The 17,364-nt window shown below is 63.2% G+C and carries 16 protein-coding genes and 2 tRNA genes; 7 read left to right on the plus strand and 11 right to left on the minus strand.

All coding sequences use genetic code 11. The features are described from left to right. The first annotated feature begins 97 nt into the window (after positions 1-97). Entirely contained in the window at positions 98-1,201 is a 1,104-nt protein-coding gene (locus HJA_RS05660) for an efflux RND transporter periplasmic adaptor subunit (RefSeq protein ID WP_035579352.1), read from the plus strand. Between the two features lie 5 nt (positions 1,202-1,206). Beyond that, a complete protein-coding gene (locus tag HJA_RS05665) occupies positions 1,207-4,344 on the plus strand; it encodes an efflux RND transporter permease subunit (protein ID WP_035579354.1) in 3,138 nt (1,045 codons plus the stop codon). A 72-nt stretch (positions 4,345-4,416) separates the two neighbouring features. Here HJA_RS05665 and HJA_RS05670 read toward each other — a convergent pair whose 3' ends face one another. Next, positions 4,417-5,064: a TetR/AcrR family transcriptional regulator gene (locus HJA_RS05670; RefSeq protein ID WP_035579357.1), complete on the minus strand. Its 648-nt coding sequence runs from the start codon at positions 5,062-5,064 to the stop codon at positions 4,417-4,419. A gap of 70 nt (positions 5,065-5,134) precedes the next feature. On the opposite strand from HJA_RS05670, the gene HJA_RS05675 reads away from it, so the two are divergent. The 3 genes from HJA_RS05675 to HJA_RS05685 are packed head-to-tail and all read left to right on the plus strand — an operon-like array spanning position 5,135 to position 8,480. Further along, entirely contained in the window at positions 5,135-6,166 is a 1,032-nt protein-coding gene (locus tag HJA_RS05675; RefSeq protein ID WP_035579359.1) for a phosphotransferase family protein, read from the plus strand. A gap of 29 nt (positions 6,167-6,195) precedes the next feature. After that, the gene (locus tag HJA_RS05680; RefSeq protein ID WP_035579361.1) at positions 6,196-7,422 is read left to right on the plus strand and encodes an acyl-CoA dehydrogenase family protein; all 1,227 of its coding nucleotides are present in this window, start codon (positions 6,196-6,198) and stop codon (positions 7,420-7,422) included. Between the two features lie 20 nt (positions 7,423-7,442). Further along, the gene (locus HJA_RS05685; RefSeq protein ID WP_035579365.1) at positions 7,443-8,480 is read left to right on the plus strand and encodes an alcohol dehydrogenase family protein; all 1,038 of its coding nucleotides are present in this window, start codon (positions 7,443-7,445) and stop codon (positions 8,478-8,480) included. A gap of 87 nt (positions 8,481-8,567) precedes the next feature. On the opposite strand, the gene HJA_RS05690 is transcribed toward HJA_RS05685, so the two are convergent. The 4 genes from HJA_RS05690 to HJA_RS05705 form a co-directional block, all read right to left on the minus strand. Beyond that, positions 8,568-8,644, minus strand: a tRNA-Arg gene (locus HJA_RS05690). 22 nt (positions 8,645-8,666) lie between these two features. Then, on the minus strand, positions 8,667-8,975 hold the full coding sequence (locus tag HJA_RS05695) for an ETC complex I subunit (RefSeq protein WP_035579367.1): 309 nt from the start codon (positions 8,973-8,975) through the stop codon (positions 8,667-8,669). Between the two features lie 30 nt (positions 8,976-9,005). After that, a tRNA-Pro gene (locus HJA_RS05700) sits at positions 9,006-9,082 on the minus strand. A 61-nt stretch (positions 9,083-9,143) separates the two neighbouring features. Beyond that, positions 9,144-10,016: an acyl-CoA thioesterase gene (locus tag HJA_RS05705; protein ID WP_035579369.1), complete on the minus strand. Its 873-nt coding sequence runs from the start codon at positions 10,014-10,016 to the stop codon at positions 9,144-9,146. A 189-nt stretch (positions 10,017-10,205) separates the two neighbouring features. Here HJA_RS05705 and HJA_RS05710 point away from each other — a divergent pair, with 189 nt between their 5' ends. Then, positions 10,206-11,993 (plus strand): long-chain-acyl-CoA synthetase, encoded by a 1,788-nt coding sequence (locus HJA_RS05710; protein ID WP_035579371.1) that lies wholly within the window; start codon positions 10,206-10,208, stop codon positions 11,991-11,993. On the opposite strand, the gene HJA_RS05715 is transcribed toward HJA_RS05710, so the two are convergent. Genes HJA_RS05715 through proB form a run of 3 tightly spaced genes read right to left on the minus strand, consistent with a single transcriptional unit; the run spans position 11,990 to position 15,050 of the window. Continuing rightward, entirely contained in the window at positions 11,990-13,462 is a 1,473-nt protein-coding gene (locus HJA_RS05715) for a RimK family protein (RefSeq protein WP_035579374.1), read from the minus strand. The genes HJA_RS05710 and HJA_RS05715 overlap by 4 nt on opposite strands. A 14-nt stretch (positions 13,463-13,476) precedes the next feature. Further along, on the minus strand, positions 13,477-13,929 hold the full coding sequence (locus tag HJA_RS05720; protein WP_081814552.1) for a GNAT family N-acetyltransferase: 453 nt from the start codon (positions 13,927-13,929) through the stop codon (positions 13,477-13,479). After that, positions 13,926-15,050 (minus strand): glutamate 5-kinase, encoded by a 1,125-nt coding sequence (proB, locus tag HJA_RS05725; protein ID WP_422119970.1) that lies wholly within the window; start codon positions 15,048-15,050, stop codon positions 13,926-13,928. Before proB ends, HJA_RS05720 begins: the two co-directional genes overlap by 4 nt. A 92-nt stretch (positions 15,051-15,142) precedes the next feature. Between proB and HJA_RS05730 the strand changes: the two genes are divergently transcribed. Further along, on the plus strand, positions 15,143-15,376 hold the full coding sequence (locus tag HJA_RS05730) for a hypothetical protein (protein WP_035579379.1): 234 nt from the start codon (positions 15,143-15,145) through the stop codon (positions 15,374-15,376). Between the two features lie 3 nt (positions 15,377-15,379). Here HJA_RS05730 and obgE read toward each other — a convergent pair whose 3' ends face one another. From obgE to rpmA, 3 genes are all read right to left on the minus strand, one after another. Then, positions 15,380-16,426, minus strand: coding sequence for a GTPase ObgE (gene obgE, locus HJA_RS05735; protein WP_035579381.1), 1,047 nt, complete (start codon positions 16,424-16,426; stop codon positions 15,380-15,382). Between the two features lie 18 nt (positions 16,427-16,444). After that, the gene (locus HJA_RS17905) at positions 16,445-16,960 is read right to left on the minus strand and encodes a GNAT family N-acetyltransferase (RefSeq protein WP_051597406.1); all 516 of its coding nucleotides are present in this window, start codon (positions 16,958-16,960) and stop codon (positions 16,445-16,447) included. Between the two features lie 131 nt (positions 16,961-17,091). After that, a complete protein-coding gene (rpmA, locus tag HJA_RS05745) occupies positions 17,092-17,361 on the minus strand; it encodes a 50S ribosomal protein L27 (protein WP_034766490.1) in 270 nt (89 codons plus the stop codon). Positions 17,362-17,364: the final 3 nt, after the last annotated feature.

Consider the following 17,364-nt stretch of genomic DNA (forward strand, 5'->3'; position numbering starts at 1 on the left):
TGCAGGTACGGGCGATTTGGAGGCTGGTTGTGCAATGCATGGCCGGCCCGAACCAATATGGACAGGCGGTGTAACCGCCGGACAGGATAGAGTAATTATGAATTTCCGGATTTTCGGACACTGGCAGGTGGCTGCGGCTGCGCTGGCCGTGATCACCACGGCGGGTGCGCAGGTGGCAGAAGCCCAGCGCGGCCCGGGCGCGGCGAGTGTGTTCACGTCGCCCGTGCAGGAAACCGAATTCTCCATGCACATCGAAGCCCTCGGCACGCTGGAAGCGCGCGAAAGCGTGGACCTGACGCTGAACGTCGCCGACCGTGTGACGGCCATCTATTTCGACGATGGCGACCGGGTGACCAAAGGCAAGACGCTGCTCTCCCTCGCCCAGGGTGAACAGGCTGCGCTGGTCGATGCTGCCGAGGCGACTGCCAATGAAGCCCGTCAGCGGTTTGAGCGTACCCAGCAACTGGCCAAGGAGCGCACCGTCTCCCAGTCCGCACTGGACGAGGCCGCACGTGACTTGAGCGCCGCGAACGCCCAGCTGCGCGCCGTGCAGTCGCGCCAGAAGGACCGTGTCCTGGTCGCGCCGTTTGACGGCGTGCTCGGCTTCCGCCTTGTCAGCGTCGGCTCCTACGTCCGCGCCGGCGATGTCGTGGCCGAACTGATCGACGACAGCGAGATGAAGCTCGACTTTTCCGTGCCGTCCATTTTCCTCCGCTCCGTCCGCAAAGGCACCGAGGTGCAGGTTCAGACAGACGACCTGCCGGGCATGTCGTTCGACGGCACGGTAGACACGGTCGGCGCCAGCATCGACCCCGTGACCCGCTCGATCCGCGTGCGGGCCATCCTGCCCAATCCGGACCGGCTGCTGAAACCGGGCATGTTCATGAAAGTGACGCTGCTGGCCGATCCGCGCCGGGCCCTCTCCGTGCCGGAAGAAGCCATTGAGCCGATCGGACCGAACAGCTTCGTCTATGTCGCCGCCGACAAGAATGGCCAGCTTGTGGCCGAGCGCCGCCAGATCCAGGTCGGCCTGCGCCAGGACGGCCAGGTTGAGGTGATCGCAGGGCTGGAGCCGGGCGAGCAGATCATCACGGACGGCCTGATCCGGGTGCGCGATGGCGCACCGATCGTCGTGCGTGACCGGACTGTGCTGCAGACGGGCGGCGGCGCTGCGTCTCCTGGCGCAGCGAACGGCGGGTAAGCGCCATGCTGCTATCTGACGTTTCCATCAAGCGGCCGGTTTTTGCATCGGTCCTTTCGCTGGTCCTTGTGATTTTCGGCATCGTGTCGTTCATGCGCCTGCCGCTGCGCGAATATCCGGACATCGATGCGCCGGTGGTCAACATCCAGACCAACTATCCGGGCGCTTCGGCCGACGTGGTCGAAACGCGTATCACGCGGATCATCGAGGATCAGATCGCCGGTGTCTCCGGGATCCGCTTCATCGATTCCAACTCCACCGACGGTCGGTCCAGTATCAGCGTCGAGTTTTCGGTGAATGTGGACATCGATGCGGCGGCAAACGACATCCGCGACCGCGTGTCGACCGTGCTGAACAATCTGCCGACCGAAGCAGACCCGCCGGAAATCCAGAAAGCCGACAACAACGAAGACGTCATCATGTGGCTGAACCTGGCCAGCGACAACATGACGACGCCGGAATTGTCGGACTATGCCGACCGCTACCTGGTTGACCGGTTCTCCGCGCTGGATGGCGTGGCGCGCGTGCGGGTTGGCGGCGACCGGTCCTATGCCTTGCGCGTCTGGATCGACCGGCGGTCCCTGGCCGCTCGGAACCTGACGGTTGCCGACATTGAGAACGCCCTGCGGCGGGAGAATGTCGAAGCCCCGGCCGGCAGCGTCGAGTCCGGCGCGCGGAACTATACCGTCCGGATCGACCGGGCCTTCCGGACACCGGACGAGTTTGCGAACCTCGTCATCGGGCGGGGAACCGACGGCTATCTCATCCGGCTGGGCGATGTGGCCCGGGTTGAGCGCGGCACACAGGAAGACCGGAACCTGTTCCGGGGGAATGGCGTCCCGCAGGTCGGCCTCGGTGTCGTCAAACAGTCGACGGCGAACACGGTGTCCGTCGCTGAAGAAGCGCGGGCGCTGGCGGAACAGTTGAACACGACCCTGCCGGACGGCATGACGATTGTCGTCAACTATGACAGCTCCGTCTTCATCAGCGCCTCGATCCGTGAAGTCTGGGTCACGCTCGGCATTGCCGTTGGGCTGGTGACGCTGGTGATCTTCCTGTTCCTCGGCAGTTTCCGCTCCACCATCGTTCCGGCGATCACGGTGCCGGTGTCGATTACGGCGACCTTCATCGTCCTGTTCGCCCTTGGCTTCTCTGTGAACCTGCTGACCCTGCTGGCGCTGGTTCTGGCCATCGGCCTGGTTGTGGACGATGCCATCGTGGTGCTGGAGAACATCCACCGCCGGATGGAGGAGTATGGCGAGACACCGCTCGTCGCGGCCTTCCGGGGCACGCGGCAGGTGGGCTTTGCCGTGGTTGCCACAACACTGGTCCTGATCGCCGTGTTCGTGCCGATCACGTTCCTTGAAGGTGACCTCGGCCGCCTGTTCACAGAGTTTGCGCTGGCGATTGCCGCGGCGGTGGCGTTCTCGGCCATCCTGGCCCTGACGCTGACGCCCATGCTGGCGTCGAAGCTGCTGACCGCTACCCCGCCGCGCGGCGTGTTCGCCATCCTGCCGAACCTGATCGATGGCGGGTTCAAGAAACTCCGGGGCGGCTATGCCGTCCTGCTGAACCAGCTCATCAAGCGCCCGATTGCCGTGGGGCTTGTCCTCGTGGCCCTGTTCGCCGGTGCCTACAGCCTGTTGCGCACCGTGCCGCAGGAATATGTGCCGCGTGAAGACCGGGGCAGTTTCTTCGTCATGGTCCGCGGCCCGGAAGGCGCCTCGTTCGATTACATGAAACAATATGTCGACGAGATCGAACGCCGGATGCTGCCCTATACCGAAGGGGAAAATCCGGAACTGCGGCGCGTGCTGGTGCGGGCGCCGGGCTTCGGCAGCAACGCCTTCAACCAGGCCTTCGTGGTCGTCTCGCTGGCAGACTGGGGCGAGCGCCGCCCCGCAGATGAAATCATCGGGGAGATCAACCGGAAGCTCAGCGACCTGCCGGGAATCCGTGCCTTTGCCATCATGCGGCAGGGCCTGGGCGGCGGGAATGGCAAACCTGTCCAGTTTGTGCTGGGCGGCCCGGATTACCAGCAGCTGACCGAGTGGCGGGACACGTTCCTGCAGGCGCTGCGGGAGAACAATCCCGGCCTTGTGGACATCGACTGGAACTATAAGGAAACCCAGCCGCAATACCGTGTGCAGATCGATTACAACCGGGCGGCAGACCTTGGCGTTACCGTTGCCGACATCGGCAACACGCTGCAGACCATGCTCGGCTCACGCCGGGTGACAACCTATGTCGACAATGGCGAGGAGTATGACGTCATCCTGGAGGGCCTGCGGTCTGAGCAGAATTCACCGAATGATGTGCAGAACATCTATGTCCGGTCCTCAACGTCCGGCAGCCTGATCCCGCTTTCCAGCCTGGTGCAGATCGTTGGTATTGCCGACAGCCCGCAGCTGAACCGCTACAACCGCGTCCGCTCCATCACGATCGAGGCGGGACTCGAGGACGGGGCGTCGCTCGGCAATGTGCTGCTGGAAATGGAGCGTATCGCCCGCGATGTGCTGCCGGCCGAAGCGCAGATCGACTTCAAGGGCCAGTCGCTGGACTTCAAGAGCTCCGGCAGCTCGATCCTGTTCGTCTTCGCCATTGGCATGATCATCGTGTTCCTGGTTCTGGCGGCGCAGTTCGAGAGCTACCGGCACCCGATCATCATCATGCTGACGGTTCCGGCAACGCTGGCGGGTGGCCTGCTTGGCATTTACCTGACGGGTAATTCGCTGAACATCTACACGCAGATTGGCTTGATCATGCTGATCGGCCTGTCGGCGAAGAACGGCATCCTGATCGTGGAGTTTGCGAACCAGCTGCGCGATCAGGGGATGGAGTTCCTCGATGCCCTGAAGGAAGCGGCCCTGACCCGCCTAAGGCCCATCGTCATGACCAGCCTGACCACGGCAGCGGGTGCGGTTCCGCTGATCCTGACCAGCGGAGCAGGGGCCGAGACCCGCCAGGCCATCGGCGTTGTGATCCTGTCCGGCGTTCTGGCCGGCATGCTGGTGACGGTGCTGATCGTGCCGACAGCCTATGCGCTGATCGCGCGCGGCTCCGGTTCACCGAGCGATGTCGCCCGGCGTCTGGAGGTTGAAGAGCAGGAAGCCGACGAAGCGGCGGCGGCCCCGGCGGAGTGAATGCGGATTTGCGGGAGGGCGCTGTCCCTCCCGCGGTCCTGTTTCGGAAATCATGATGCAGGGCGGCAGGCGTTACGCCATGGCCGGGGCGCGGACGATAGCGGCAATCGTCTGGACAAAATGTTCCAGAACGCGCTCGCTCGACCAGGTCGTGTGAGTCCGGCTTGAGTCGGCCAGGCGGGTCTCCCGGGCGGAGAGAACGCCGCCGAGATACGCCTCTATGAAAACAATCCGCTCGGTCTGGTCGCGTTCCGGAATGTGCGCCATCCAGCCGCGCAGCCATTCGATGCACCGCTGGTAGCCGGTGTTCCAGCGGTCTTCGAGCGCGCGCATGAACAAGTCCCGGTGGGCCATGGCGAAGAGAACAACGAACCGGTTGTAACACTCTTCCGCACCGGGCGGCGCGAGGTTGATCGACGGATAGACGAGGATCCGGATGATCTCTTCCAGTTCGGCTGGCCGGTCCATGGCGAGCAGGGCATCAAGCGCCGCGTTCCGCCGTGCGTCGATCAGGCTGGCGCCGTCAACGATCAGGACCCGTATCAGCTCTGCCTTGGAGCCGAAATGATAGCCGACGGCGCCGTGGTTCTTCTGGCCGGCCGCCGCCGCGATTTCGCGCACGGTGACGCCATCGACCCCGCGCTCGGCAAACAGTTTCAGCGCCGCACGCTTCAGCGCATCGACGGCATCACTCTCATTTTTTTCCTGCAGGCGGACCATGGGGAAGGCTTGCAATCCGTTCGTCTCCACGTCAACCATATTATCCAATTGACTTAATCGAGGGATGCGAATGGACGCGCCTGTAGATCTTGACGTGCTGGCCAGCTGGATGGACGTAAACGGCCTGGGAGACGGGCCGATCGCGGACGTCGAGCGCCTGGCCGGCGGCACGCAGAACATCCTGCTGAAATTCAGCCGGGCCGGCCGGACCTATGTGCTGCGCCGCCCGCCGCCTGTCCTGCGGGCCAATTCCAATGAGACGATGCGCCGGGAGGCGCGCGTTCTGGCCGCGCTGAAGGGCACGAACGTGCCGCATCCGGGCCTGATCGCCGCCTGCGAGGATGAAACCGTCCTCGGCGCCGCCTTTTACCTGATGGAGCCGGTAGACGGTTACAATGCCACACAAGGCCTGCCTGAGCCGTTCGCGCATTCACCTGAGCTGCGCCACCAGATGGGGCTGTCTCTTGTCGACGGGATCGCCGCACTCGGCGCGGTCGACTATGTGGCCGTCGGCCTGACCGGGCTGGGCAAGCCGGAGAATTATCTCGAGCGTCAGGTCAGCCGCTGGAAGGGGCAGCTGGAGAGCTATGCCGACATTCCGGAATGGGATGGGCGCAAGGATTTGCAGGGCGTCAACCGGATCGGCGACTGGCTGGACGATCATCGCCCGTCGGGTTTCCGCGCGGGTATCATCCATGGCGACTATCACCTCGCCAATGTGATGTTCCGGTTCGATGAACCGAGGCTCGCCGCCATTGTCGACTGGGAACTGACCACGGTCGGGGACCCGCTGCTGGACCTTGGCTGGCTGCTGGCGACCTGGCCGGACGAGGCCGAGCGCTCCGATGCCGGCACTGTCGCCGTCCAGCCCTGGGAGGGGTTCCCGGCGGCGGAAGAACTGGTTGCGCGTTACGCCTCGCAGTCGGACCGCGACCTCTCCGGCATCCACTGGTATGGCGTGCTCGCCTGCTACAAGCTGGGCATCATCCTTGAGGGGACTTATGCGCGTGCCTGCGCCGGCAAGGCGCCGAAGGCGACGGGCGACGATCTGCACAGACGAACCATATGGCTGCTCGAGCGCGCCCTGCGCTGGATCAGCTGAACACAGACGAATGAGACGGAGGAAGCCGGATGCTGTTCGAGCATAGCCAGAAGACCAAGGATCTGATCGCCCGCGTGGAGGCGTTCTTCGACAAATATGTGTATCCGACAGAAGAAGAATACCATGCCTGGGACGAAGACCCGGCGAACCTCTGGAAACGCTGGCCCGGGATCGACAAGATCAAGGAGCATGCAAAGGCTGAAGGCTTGTGGAACCTGTTCCTGCCGGAAGAATACGGCGAGTACAGCGCCGGCCTGACCAATATGGAATATGCGCCGCTGGCCGAGATCATGGGCCGGGTGCCGCATTCGTCGGAATTTTTCAACTGCTCTGCGCCCGATACGGGCAATATGGAAGTGCTGGCAAAGTATGGTTCCCCCGAACAGAAAGAGCGCTGGCTGAAGCCGCTGCTCGCCGGTGAAATCCGCTCCGCCTATGTCATGACCGAGCCGCAGGTAGCGTCGTCCGATGCAACCAATCTGGAGCTGACGATCCTGCCGGATGGCGATGATTATGTGATCAATGGCCGGAAGTGGTGGATCTCCGGGGCGATGAACCCGAACTGCAAGATCTGGATCGTCATGGGAAAGACGCTGCTCGACAATCCGCGTCACCAGCAGCACTCGCAGATCTTTGTGGAGCCCGACACGCCCGGGATCACCATCGTGCGTCACCTGACCGTGTTCGGTTCGAAGAACTCCCCCGGCGGCGAGTGCGAACTGCGTTTCGAGAACGTCCGTGTTCCGAAGGAGAACATGATCCTCGGTGAAGGCCGCGGGTTCGAGATCGCGCAGGGGCGTCTTGGCCCTGGCCGGATTCACCATTGCATGCGCTCGATCGGGCAGGCTCAGCGGGCGTTGGAGATCATGTCACGCCGCGTCGAGAACCGCGTGGCCTTCGGCAAGAAACTCGCCGATCAGAGCTCCATCCGTCAGGACATCGCGCGCAGCTTCTGCGAAATCGAAATGGCGCGCCTGCTGACACTAAAGGCCGCCGACGCGATGGACCGTTTCGGCAACAAGGATGCCAAGGATCTGATCGCAGCCATCAAGGTCGTCGCCCCGCAAATGGCACAGACCGTGTGCGACCGCGCCATTCAGGCTCATGGCGGCATGGGCGTCAGCGACGACACGCCGGTGGCGCGCTTCTTCACGCTGAACCGCTTCCTGCGCATCGCGGATGGCCCGGATGAGGTCCACATGTCCCAGCTCGGCAAGCTGAAGATCCGCGAATACAACGCCATGCCGGTTCGCTGAGGCACGGGAGGAAGATCATCATGAAAGCACTCGTCTATCGCGGACCGAAGGACATTGGTTTCGAATCCGTTCCTGACCCGGTCCTTGAGGATGACCGAGACGCGATCATCAAGGTCGACAAATGCTCGATCTGCGGCAGCGATCTTCACATCTATCACGGGGAGACCTTCTCTGAGGATGTGGGCTATTGCGTTGGCCACGAAGCGGTCGGTGAAGTGGTCGAGATTGGCCGGTCCGTCCGCCAGCTGAAGGTTGGTGACAAGGTGATGATCTCGGCAGCGGTCGGCTGCGGGCAGTGCCGCTCCTGCCTCGCCGGGAATGTCGTCAATTGCGAAACGAATTCGGGCCGCTGCTATGGTCTCTCCAGCGCGCTGCAGGGATGCCAGGCCGAAGCCGTGCGCGTGCCCGCGGCGGACTTCAACGCGGCGCGTATTCCGGAAGGCGTCACGGCGGAGCAGGCGCTCATGCTGACAGATGCGCTTGCCACCGCCTGGTTCGGCGCGCGCAATGCGGACATCGCGCATGGTGCAACCGTCGCTGTTGTCGGGCTCGGACCGATCGGCCTGATGGCCGCAGAGGGCGCGCTTGCGATGGGCGCGGCCCGCGTGTTTGGCATTGACCTTGTCGAGGAACGCCGCGCCATGGGGCGTGCCATCGGGCTGGAAACGCCTAATCCGGCCGAGGCACGGGAGTATATTCGCGAAGCCACGCATGGGCGCATGTGTGATAGTGTGATCGAGGCGGTGGGGCATTCCGCGACGATCCGTGCGGCGCTCGGACTTACCGGGCGCCGCGGGACTGTGTCGGTGATTGGCGTCAACCAGGACAGGTCCATGGATTTCCCGATGGCCAAGGCCTTCGCCATGGGGCTGACCTTCCGGATCGGAACCTGTTCGGTGCCGCAGGAATGGCCGGAACTCGTGCCGTTGATCCAGTCAGGCCGGATCAAGCCGGAGCGCTATATCAGCCACACGCTGGACCTCTCGGAAGGCGCGCGGGCCTATGATTTGTTCGACCGGCGGGCCGAAGGCGCCATGAAGATGGTGCTGGACATCTGATCGGAGCAGGAGAGGGATTGTGGGCAGGTTCCGGCCTGCCCATCCGGAAAACTGGCCCGAAAGCTGGCCCGAAAGCTGGCAGGCATCTGGCGACCCCGGCAGGATTCGAACCTGCGACCGTCCGCTTAGAAGGCGGATGCTCTATCCAGCTGAGCTACGGGGCCGAATCCGGACCCGGATGCGCGACTAGTGCGTCCAGGGCTGTTTCCGGTTGGCGTCGAAATTAGCACTATACGACTTTACAAGGCGTTTGCGCTCGTGGGTCGGTTCGACGCGGAAGGTGATGCCCTCGCGCTTGGCGAACTCGACAGCCTGCTCCTGGGTGTCGAATTCGATGCGGACCTGGCCGGACGTGTCGTCGATGCTGGTCCAGCCCATCAGCGGGTCGGCGGTGCGGTGGACGTTTTCCTTAACGAATTCAAGCACCCAAGCCTTGGTCTTGCCGCGGCCCGAGGTCATCGCGCTCTTGGAGGGCTTGTAGATTCTCGCCTGCATTTGCCTGTCCCTGTGGGCCACTTAGAAAAATGGTCGGAGCGATAGGATTCGAACCTACGACCCTCTGGTCCCAAACCAGATGCGCTACCAGACTGCGCTACGCTCCGGACTCCCGGTGTAATGATCGCGCTCGCTGGTGCAAGCCCTTTTCGCGGTTGCGAACAGTGATCAGCGCTTTTTCCGGGCCGGACGCATCAGGCCTTCCTGGGCCACGCTGGCGACCAGACGGCCGTCCTGAGTGTAGATCGAGCCCCGGTTGAAGCTGCGCGCACCGCCGGCATAGGGACTGTCCATGGAATAGAGGTGCCAGTCGTCGAACTTGATCGGTGCGTGGAACCACATCGCGTGGTCGAGGCTGGCGGACATCAGCTCTCCGGTCATCCAGGAAATGCCGTGCGGGCGATTGCCGGTGCCCAGCAGGGCCATGTCGCTGGCATAGGCCATGAGGCAGTGGTGCAGCCACGGCGCCTCGTCGATCTCGCGGGCCACGCGGAACCAGAGATTCTGCTGGTCGGAGACTTTTTCCGGCTTCAGCGGGTCCAGCGGATCGATTTCGCGCATCTCGATGGGGCGCGGGCGCAGGAAATGGCCGCGATGGCGTTCCGGCACTTTCTCAGCGAACTTGCGGCGCCACTCGACGCGGTCACCCAGGGTTTCCGGGCCCTGGACTTCGGGCATCGGGTGCTGATGGTGCCAGCCCTCTTCGACGACCTGGAAACTGGCGGCGAGGTTGAAGATCTGCTTGCCGTGCTGGATTGCGACGACGCGGCGGGTGGTGAAGCTGCCGCCGTCACGCGAATGGTCGACCTGGTAGATGATCGGCACATTCGGGTCACCGGGCCGGATGAAATAGCAATGCAGCGAGTGGCAGGGCCGGTCTTCCGGCACGGTGCGGTAGGCCGCGACGAGGCTCTGCGCGATGACCTGGCCGCCGAAAACGCGCTGGCTTTCTTCCTCATCCGGGCTCTGGCCGCGGAAAAGGTCAGTTTCGAGCCGCTCGATGTCGAGCAGGGCCAGCAGATCGCCTACCGGATCAGTCATACTTGTTTGCCTCCCATTGTGCACTGCAGCAAATACAGGACCCGGCCGCAGATGCAATCCCTGCCTGTTTTTTGGGTCCTGTGTGCGGGCAAATCGATGAAATTTCAACGATTCCCGAACCGGCCCATTCACCCTGTTCCGCTAGAGTCCAGACAGACGACATTCTGGTGGTGTGTGAGGCGGTTGTCGATGAAGGCCCTGTCAAATCTGCAGCGTGATGCGAAATTCCTGACGGGGGCGCTTAGCCTCCTGAAATGGACGAAAGGTATTTCGCCCGACAGCGATTTCCTCGTGCCGGATGATTTCGAGCGGGCGGTGGATGACCACGAGATCCGCATAGCCTTCCGTTTCGAGGGCCGGCTGACCACGTATGCCGAGTTTGACGCCCGCGCGAACCGCTACGCCCACTGGGCGCTGCAGCGCGGCCTGAAGAAAGGTGATGTGGTTGCGCTCCTGATGGAGAACCGGCCGGATTATGTTGCCGCCTGGGTCGGCTTTTCCAAGGTCGGCGTGGTGACGGCGCTGATCAATACGAATCTCGACAGCGAAGCGCTGGCCTACAGCCTGAACATTGTTGGCGCGCAAAAACTGATTACGGGCACCGGGTTTGAAGCGGCGGTGCACAGCGCCCAGCCATTCCTGGAGCAGCCGCTCGACGTCTGGTCCCTCAACAGCCCTGTTTTCCGCGACATCCGAACGGATCTGAAGGACATGCCCACGCACAGGCCGACGCGCCTGCGCCGGGCGGGCCTGAAGGGCAAGGACACTTGCCTCTTCGTCTATACGTCCGGCACGACGGGCATGCCGAAGGCGGCGAAGCTGACCCATGCGCGCGTACGGACGCTGATGCGCAATTTTATCGGCCCGTGCGAGATCACGCCGAAAGACCGTATCCTGGAGGCGCTGCCGCTCTATCACGCAACCGGCGGCGTGTGCGCGGTCGGCGCGGCCCTGATGTGCGGCGCGAGCCTGATCCTGGAGCGTAAATTCTCCGCCAGCCGGTTCTGGGACGATGCGGCGCTGAACGGTGCGACCCTGTTCGTCTATATCGGTGAGATCTGCCGCTACCTACTGAACCAGCCGGAGCGCCCTTCAGACAAACAGCATCAGATCCGCGGCGGCTTCGGCAACGGCCTACGCGGCGATGTCTGGGCGCGTTTTGCCGACCGGTTTGGCGTATCGGATTTCAAGGAATTCTACGGCTCCACCGAAGGCAATGTCAGCCTCCTGAATATCGACGGCAAGATCGGTGCTTGCGGCCGCATTCCGCCGTGGATGAAAAAGCCGTTTGCACATGTGGCGTTCGTGAAGCCCGACATGGAAACCGAACAGCCGGTTCGCGGCGAAGACGGGTTCTGCGTGCGGGCAGGCGTGGACGAAGTTGGCGAAGTGCTGGGCCGCATCGGCGACGACAACCGCACGCGTTTCGAAGGTTATACCGACAAACGAGATACTGCCGGCAAGGTACTGCATGATGTCTTCGAGAAAGGTGACATGTGGTTCCGTACGGGCGACCTGATGCGGAAAGACAAGGACGGTTACGTCTATTTCGTCGACCGGATTGGCGACACGTTCCGCTGGAAGGGCGAGAACGTGGCCACGAACGAAGTTGGTGAGGCCTTCTCACGCATTCAGGGCGTGGAGACGGCAAATGTTTATGGAATTGCCGTACCCGGCGCCGATGGCAAAGCGGGCATGGCGGCAATCACGGCGTCGGATGAACTCGACATAGCTGGTCTTCACCGGCTGTTGGCAGAACGCCTGCCGGGATATGCCATTCCGGTCTTCCTGCGTGTGCAGAAGGAACCGGAGACCACCGGCACCTTCAAGTATCGGAAGTTTGAGCTGGTAAAAGACGGGTTCGACCCACACCAGGTGCGTGACCCGCTCTATGTCTACAATGCCGAGGAAGACCGTTACGAGCCGATGACCGAAGAGGTCTACAGGAAGGTTGTCAGCGGCGGTGGCCGGTTCTAGGCGATCCGGCCCATGCGTTGTTCAAGGCGTGTGGAGAACCAGGAAATCAGGCGGCGCCACAGTTCGTCCTTCAGGACAGCGCCTTCGACGTCATGATCGATCGACGGGTTGTCGTTGATCTCAATGATCATCACGCCCCGGTCTGTCTCTTTCAGGTCCACCCCATAAAGACCATCGCCGATGAGGCGGGCGGAGCGGACGGCTGCGTCCACGATCGCTGGCGGGGCATCTTCCACAGCGACGGTCTTGAAACCGCCTTCGGTTGTCTTGCCGTCTGGCCCGTGTTTGACGATCTGCCAGTGACCGCGTGCCATCTTGTACTGGCAGGCATAGAGCGGCTCGCCATTCAGCACGCCGATGCGCCAGTCGAACTTCGTGGGCACAAACTCCTGCGCAATGACGAGTGCGGTGGTCTGAAACATCGCCTTCACGCCCTCCTTGAGTTCTTCCAGCGTCCGGGCCTTGACCATGTTGGAGCCGAAAGAGCCGTCCGGCGTTTTCAGGACGACGGGAGAGCCGAGCTTGTTGAACACGGCTTCCAGGTCTGACTTCTCGTCAAGGATCTCCGTCTGCGGAATGGGCAGGCCGGCCTTTTCCAGAATCTCTTTGAGATACACCTTGTTCGTGCAGCGGATCATGGAATGCGTGTCGTCGATGACGGGCATGCCTTCCTGCTCCGCCCGGCGGGCGAATTTGTAGGTGTAGTTGTTGATCTGCGTCGTCGCGCGGATGAACAGGGCGTCGAACTCGGCGAGGCTGGTCAGGTCCGACGGGTCGATGATCTCGACTTCCACACCCATCTTGGCGGCCACGTCGGCGAGGCGCTTGATCGAGGCGGGCTTGGACGGGGCGGTGTGTTTTTCGTTCGGGTCCACCAGAACGGCGAGGGCCCATTTGGCGGGGGCCTTGGTCTTCGGTTCGCTGATGCGGCCGCTGGTATAGGTCTCCATCGCGCGCAGGAAAAAGTCACGCCGCTCACCTTTCAGCTTTTGCGGCGGTACCATCCGCACGCGGGAGATGCCATGCGGCGCGGCCGGATCGAACTCGACCTCCAGCGCCGGGACGCGAAACCAGTCCGAGACTTCGCGGGCGAGGCGTTCGTATCCCGCTATCTCCGGCTTCGAGAAGGCGACGAACAGGCTTTCGACTTCCGGCGCGCCCTTGGCCCGGGCTTCACGGAGGCGCTCGCCAAGGTCGGGCAGGGCGTGATTGTAGAGGCCCTTGGCCGACAGCTCGACCATGGTCTGCACGCTGGGGCTGACGCGGTGGCCGCGCGCCTCGGCCAGCAGGGAGGCGTAATAGCCTTCGGACTGATAGCCATAGGATCGGCAGAGATTCAGGATATAGGGGCGCCGTCCGGCAAACAGGGCCGGCCGGGTGATATAGTCCGCCACGCGGAGCACTTTGTGCGGCGTCTCGGCCTGTGAAATATCGTTCGCGTTTTCAACGAGAATGACCCAGTCGGTCATGAATCTGCTGTGCCTCAGGGTTGGATGGGCTTTTCCATCCGGGCTGCCGTTTCCCCGTCCGGATAATAAGACGGTATTTGCGCCATTACGCGGAAATCGTGGCGTTCGTAAAGCCGGATTGCAGTGGCATTGGATCGGCGCACTTCAAGGCGCACCCGGTCACAGCCGCGCGTCTGGGCATCGGTCTCCCCGGCGGCCAGAAGCGCCGACGCGATGCCTTTTCCGCGATGGCTGGGCGCGACGGTCAGGGAGTAGAGCCGCGCGACTTTCGTCCCTGTGCGGTAGAGGTAGACAGCCGCGCCGCAGATTTCACCATCGGAAACAGCGACATAGGCCATGGATTGCCCGCGCAGCAGGCGCCGCCAGGTGCGGGCGGGGAAGCGGTCTTCCTCGGGAAAGCTTTGCTCCAGCGCCACAAGGGCGGGGATGTCGGTTTCGGTAGCGGGCCTTATCCGGACGGCTGTCACGCGCGGACCATGTCGTCACGGTGGACGATGGCCGGGCGGCCGCGATAGCCGAGAATCGTCTCGGTCTCTTCGCTCTGGCGTCCGGCGATGCGCTGGATGTCGGCGGCGGAGTAGGCGGTGACCCCGCGGGCGACGATATTGCCGTCCGGTGCCTTGATGGCGACGGCGGCACCCTTGTCGAAATTGCCTTCCACGCCGGTGACGCCGACGGCCAGCAGGCTGGCGCCATCTTTCAGGGCACGCGCGGCGCCCTTGTCGACCAGGATGAAGCCTTCCGGCTGCAGGTGTCCGGCGAGCCATGCCTCACGGGCGCGTGCGGGTGTGGTATTGGCGCGGATCAGCGTTGCGCGGGCGCCTTCGGAGAGGGCCAGCAGCGGGTGCTCGCGATTGCCAATGGTGATGACTGTGGAACAGCCCGCGGCATGCGCAATGCGGGCAGCGGCCAGCTTGGTGACCATGCCGCCGGAACCGACACCGGCCGAAGCGTTCGCCCCGGTCGCCATGGCGTCGTGTTCGGGGGTCAGCGCGTCCAGCACATCAATATGTGTGGCGTCGGGGTTGCTGCGCGGGTCGGCGGTGTAGAGGCCATCAATGTCGGACAGGAGAACCAGCAGGTCTGCTCCCATCATCTGGGCGACGCGGGCAGCGAGCCGGTCATTGTCGCCATAGCGGATCTCTTCGGTGGCCACCGTGTCGTTCTCGTTGATCACCGGGACGACACCCGCTTCCAGCAGCGTTTCCAGCGTGGCGCGGGCATTGAGCCAACGGCGGCGGATCTCTGTGTCGGTCGGCGTGAGCAGCGCCTGGCCCACGGTCAGCCCATGCGGGGCGAAAGCGGCGGCGAGCGCGGCCATCAGGCGCGGCTGGCCTATCGAGGCGGCGGCCTGCTTCTGGTCCAGCCGTGCTGTGCCCGCGGAGCCGAGTTCTGCCCGGCCGAGCGCCACGGCGCCGGAAGAGACGAGAATCACATCCTGCCCGCGCGCCCGGCAAGCGGCGATGTCGGCCGCCAGCTTCTCAAGCCAGGCATGCCGGGGGTGTCCGTCCTCGGCGATCAGGGCCGAGCCGGTTTTCACGACGATGCGTCTGGCGTGGGCGAGGGCGTCAGCGGTCATGGCGCGCAGCGATACATGAGAGCGGGCTTTCCCGGAAGGAAAAAGTCGAGCGTTGACAAGGCGGGCCGTTGCGCCTCAGTGGAGCGAAAAGAGAGGTGCCCATGCCGCAGTTCAACATGATCCTGATTACGCCCGAACAGGCCGCTGGCCACGACGTGCTGGAGCACACGGCGGGCACCCCGCTGCGCGAAGGTGGCGGGGACGAGACCTATCGTTGCGGCCGGTGCAAGACGACACTGCTGGTGGACGTGGCTCATCATGATGCGCATGGCGTGATCGTTAAGTGCGGCAAGTGCGGCGCGCTGAATACCGAACCGCACCACCATCACCACTAGACTCTAAAGCGGCGTCCAGGAGTCATCCGCATCCGGATTCTCCTCAGCTTCCAGTTCTGCCTGGATGCCGAGGTGCCGTGCGATCTCGTAGAGCGCCAGTTTTACGCCCTGACCGGTCACGCCGGAGATGAGCAGGGGCTTGCCCTTGTATTCGGTCGCCAGCTGTTTTGCCTGTTCCTCGACGAGTTCCGGCGTCAGCGCGTCGATCTTGTTGAGGCAGACGATTTCAGGCCGCTGGGCGAGTTCCTCATCATAGGCTTCGAGTTCGCCGCGAATGGTGCGGTAGGCACCGGCGACGTCATCCTGCGTGCAGTCGATCAGGTGCAGCAGCACCTTGCAGCGCTCCACATGGCCGAGGAACCGGTGGCCGAGGCCAGCGCCTTCCGCTGCACCCTCGATCAGACCCGGAATATCAGCCAGCACGAAACGCGTGCCGGGGCCGAGATCCACCACGCCCAGGCCGGGGTGAAGCGTCGTGAACGGATAGTCTGCGATCTTCGGGTGGGCCGCCGTCACGGCCGACAGGAAAGTCGACTTGCCGGCATTCGGCAGGCCGATCAGGCCGGCATCGGCAATCAGTTTCAGGCGCAGCCAGATCCACGCCTCTTCGCCTTCCTCGCCGGGGTTGGCGCGGCGAGGAGCCTGGTTGGTTGAAGACTTGAAGCGCATATTACCCCAGCCGCCATTGCCGCCCTGCGCGAGCAGTACGCGCTGGCCGACTTCGGTCAGGTCCGCGATCAGGGTTTCCTGGTCTTCCTCGAAGATCTGTGTGCCCACGGGCAGTTTCAGGACGACATCGTCGCCCTTTGCGCCGGTGCGCTGCTTGCCCATGCCATGGCCGCCGCGCTTCGCCTTGAAGTGCTGCTGGTAGCGGTAGTCGATCAGCGTGTTCAGCCCTTCGACCGCTTCGGCCCAGACATCGCCGCCCCGGCCGCCATCGCCACCATCTGGGCCGCCATATTCGATATACTTCTCACGCCGGAAGGAGACACAGCCAGAGCCGCCCGTTCCGGACTGAATGTATACCTTGGCCTGATCGAGGAACTTCATGATGCTCTCTTACGTGTATCAGCCGACGCGCGCCATGTCGAAATGATCGACGCGCTCGCCGCGGCCCATGCAGAAAATAGGGCGCCGGTCCGCTTTCATGAACTGCAGTTTTTCAAGCACCCGGCCGGAAGCGGGATTATCGGCCAGGTAGCCTGAAACAAAGCCACGTTCTCCCCGGTCACGCAGCCACTGGATCAGGGCGCCCGCCGCTTCGGTCATGATGCCCTTTCCCCAACTGGCGGGGGCCAGCCAGTACCCGATCTCGAACGGGAGTTGCAGCTCGTCCCGCTCTGCGCCGACAATGCCGATCAGCTCGCCATCCTGTTCAATCGCGAAGATGTGCGCCGCATTCCGATCCCGGCGGGCTGGATGCTTGGAAATCCACTCTGCCGACTGCGCCACGGTCTGGTGCGGTGGGATACGGGCGACCATGCGGTAGATCTTCGGATCGTTGACCAGGTTGGTGATGGTTGGTGCATCGTCCACGCGGAGCCGCCTCAGGGCGAATCTGTCGGTCGTTATGGCTGCACACATGCTGTGACTCCTTCCTGAGTCGTAAGCGGGCAGGGGAGACATGGAAAAGGGGGAGACAGTGGCCTGCCTCCCCCCGGAAACTGATCGTCTGGTGCGATCCGGCCACGTTCCCGCGGCCGCGCTGTCAGCCGCTATTCTGCTGCTTCCGCCACCGGTACAATGTTTACGTAGACGCGGCCCTTGGCCTTCTTCGCAAACTCGACCTTGCCCTCGGTAAGCGCGAACAGGGTGTGATCGCGGCCCATGCCGACGCCTTTGCCCGGCCACTTCTGGGTGCCGCGCTGACGAACGAGAATGTTGCCCGGGATGACGTGCTCGCCACCGAACTTCTTCACGCCGAGGTACTTCGGATTCGAATCGCGGCCGTTACGGGACGAACCACCTGATTTCTTATGAGCCATAGT

Origin of the sequence: Hyphomonas jannaschiana VP2 (assembly GCF_000685215.1) — a bacterium.
GTDB lineage: Bacteria > Pseudomonadota > Alphaproteobacteria > Caulobacterales > Hyphomonadaceae > Hyphomonas > Hyphomonas jannaschiana.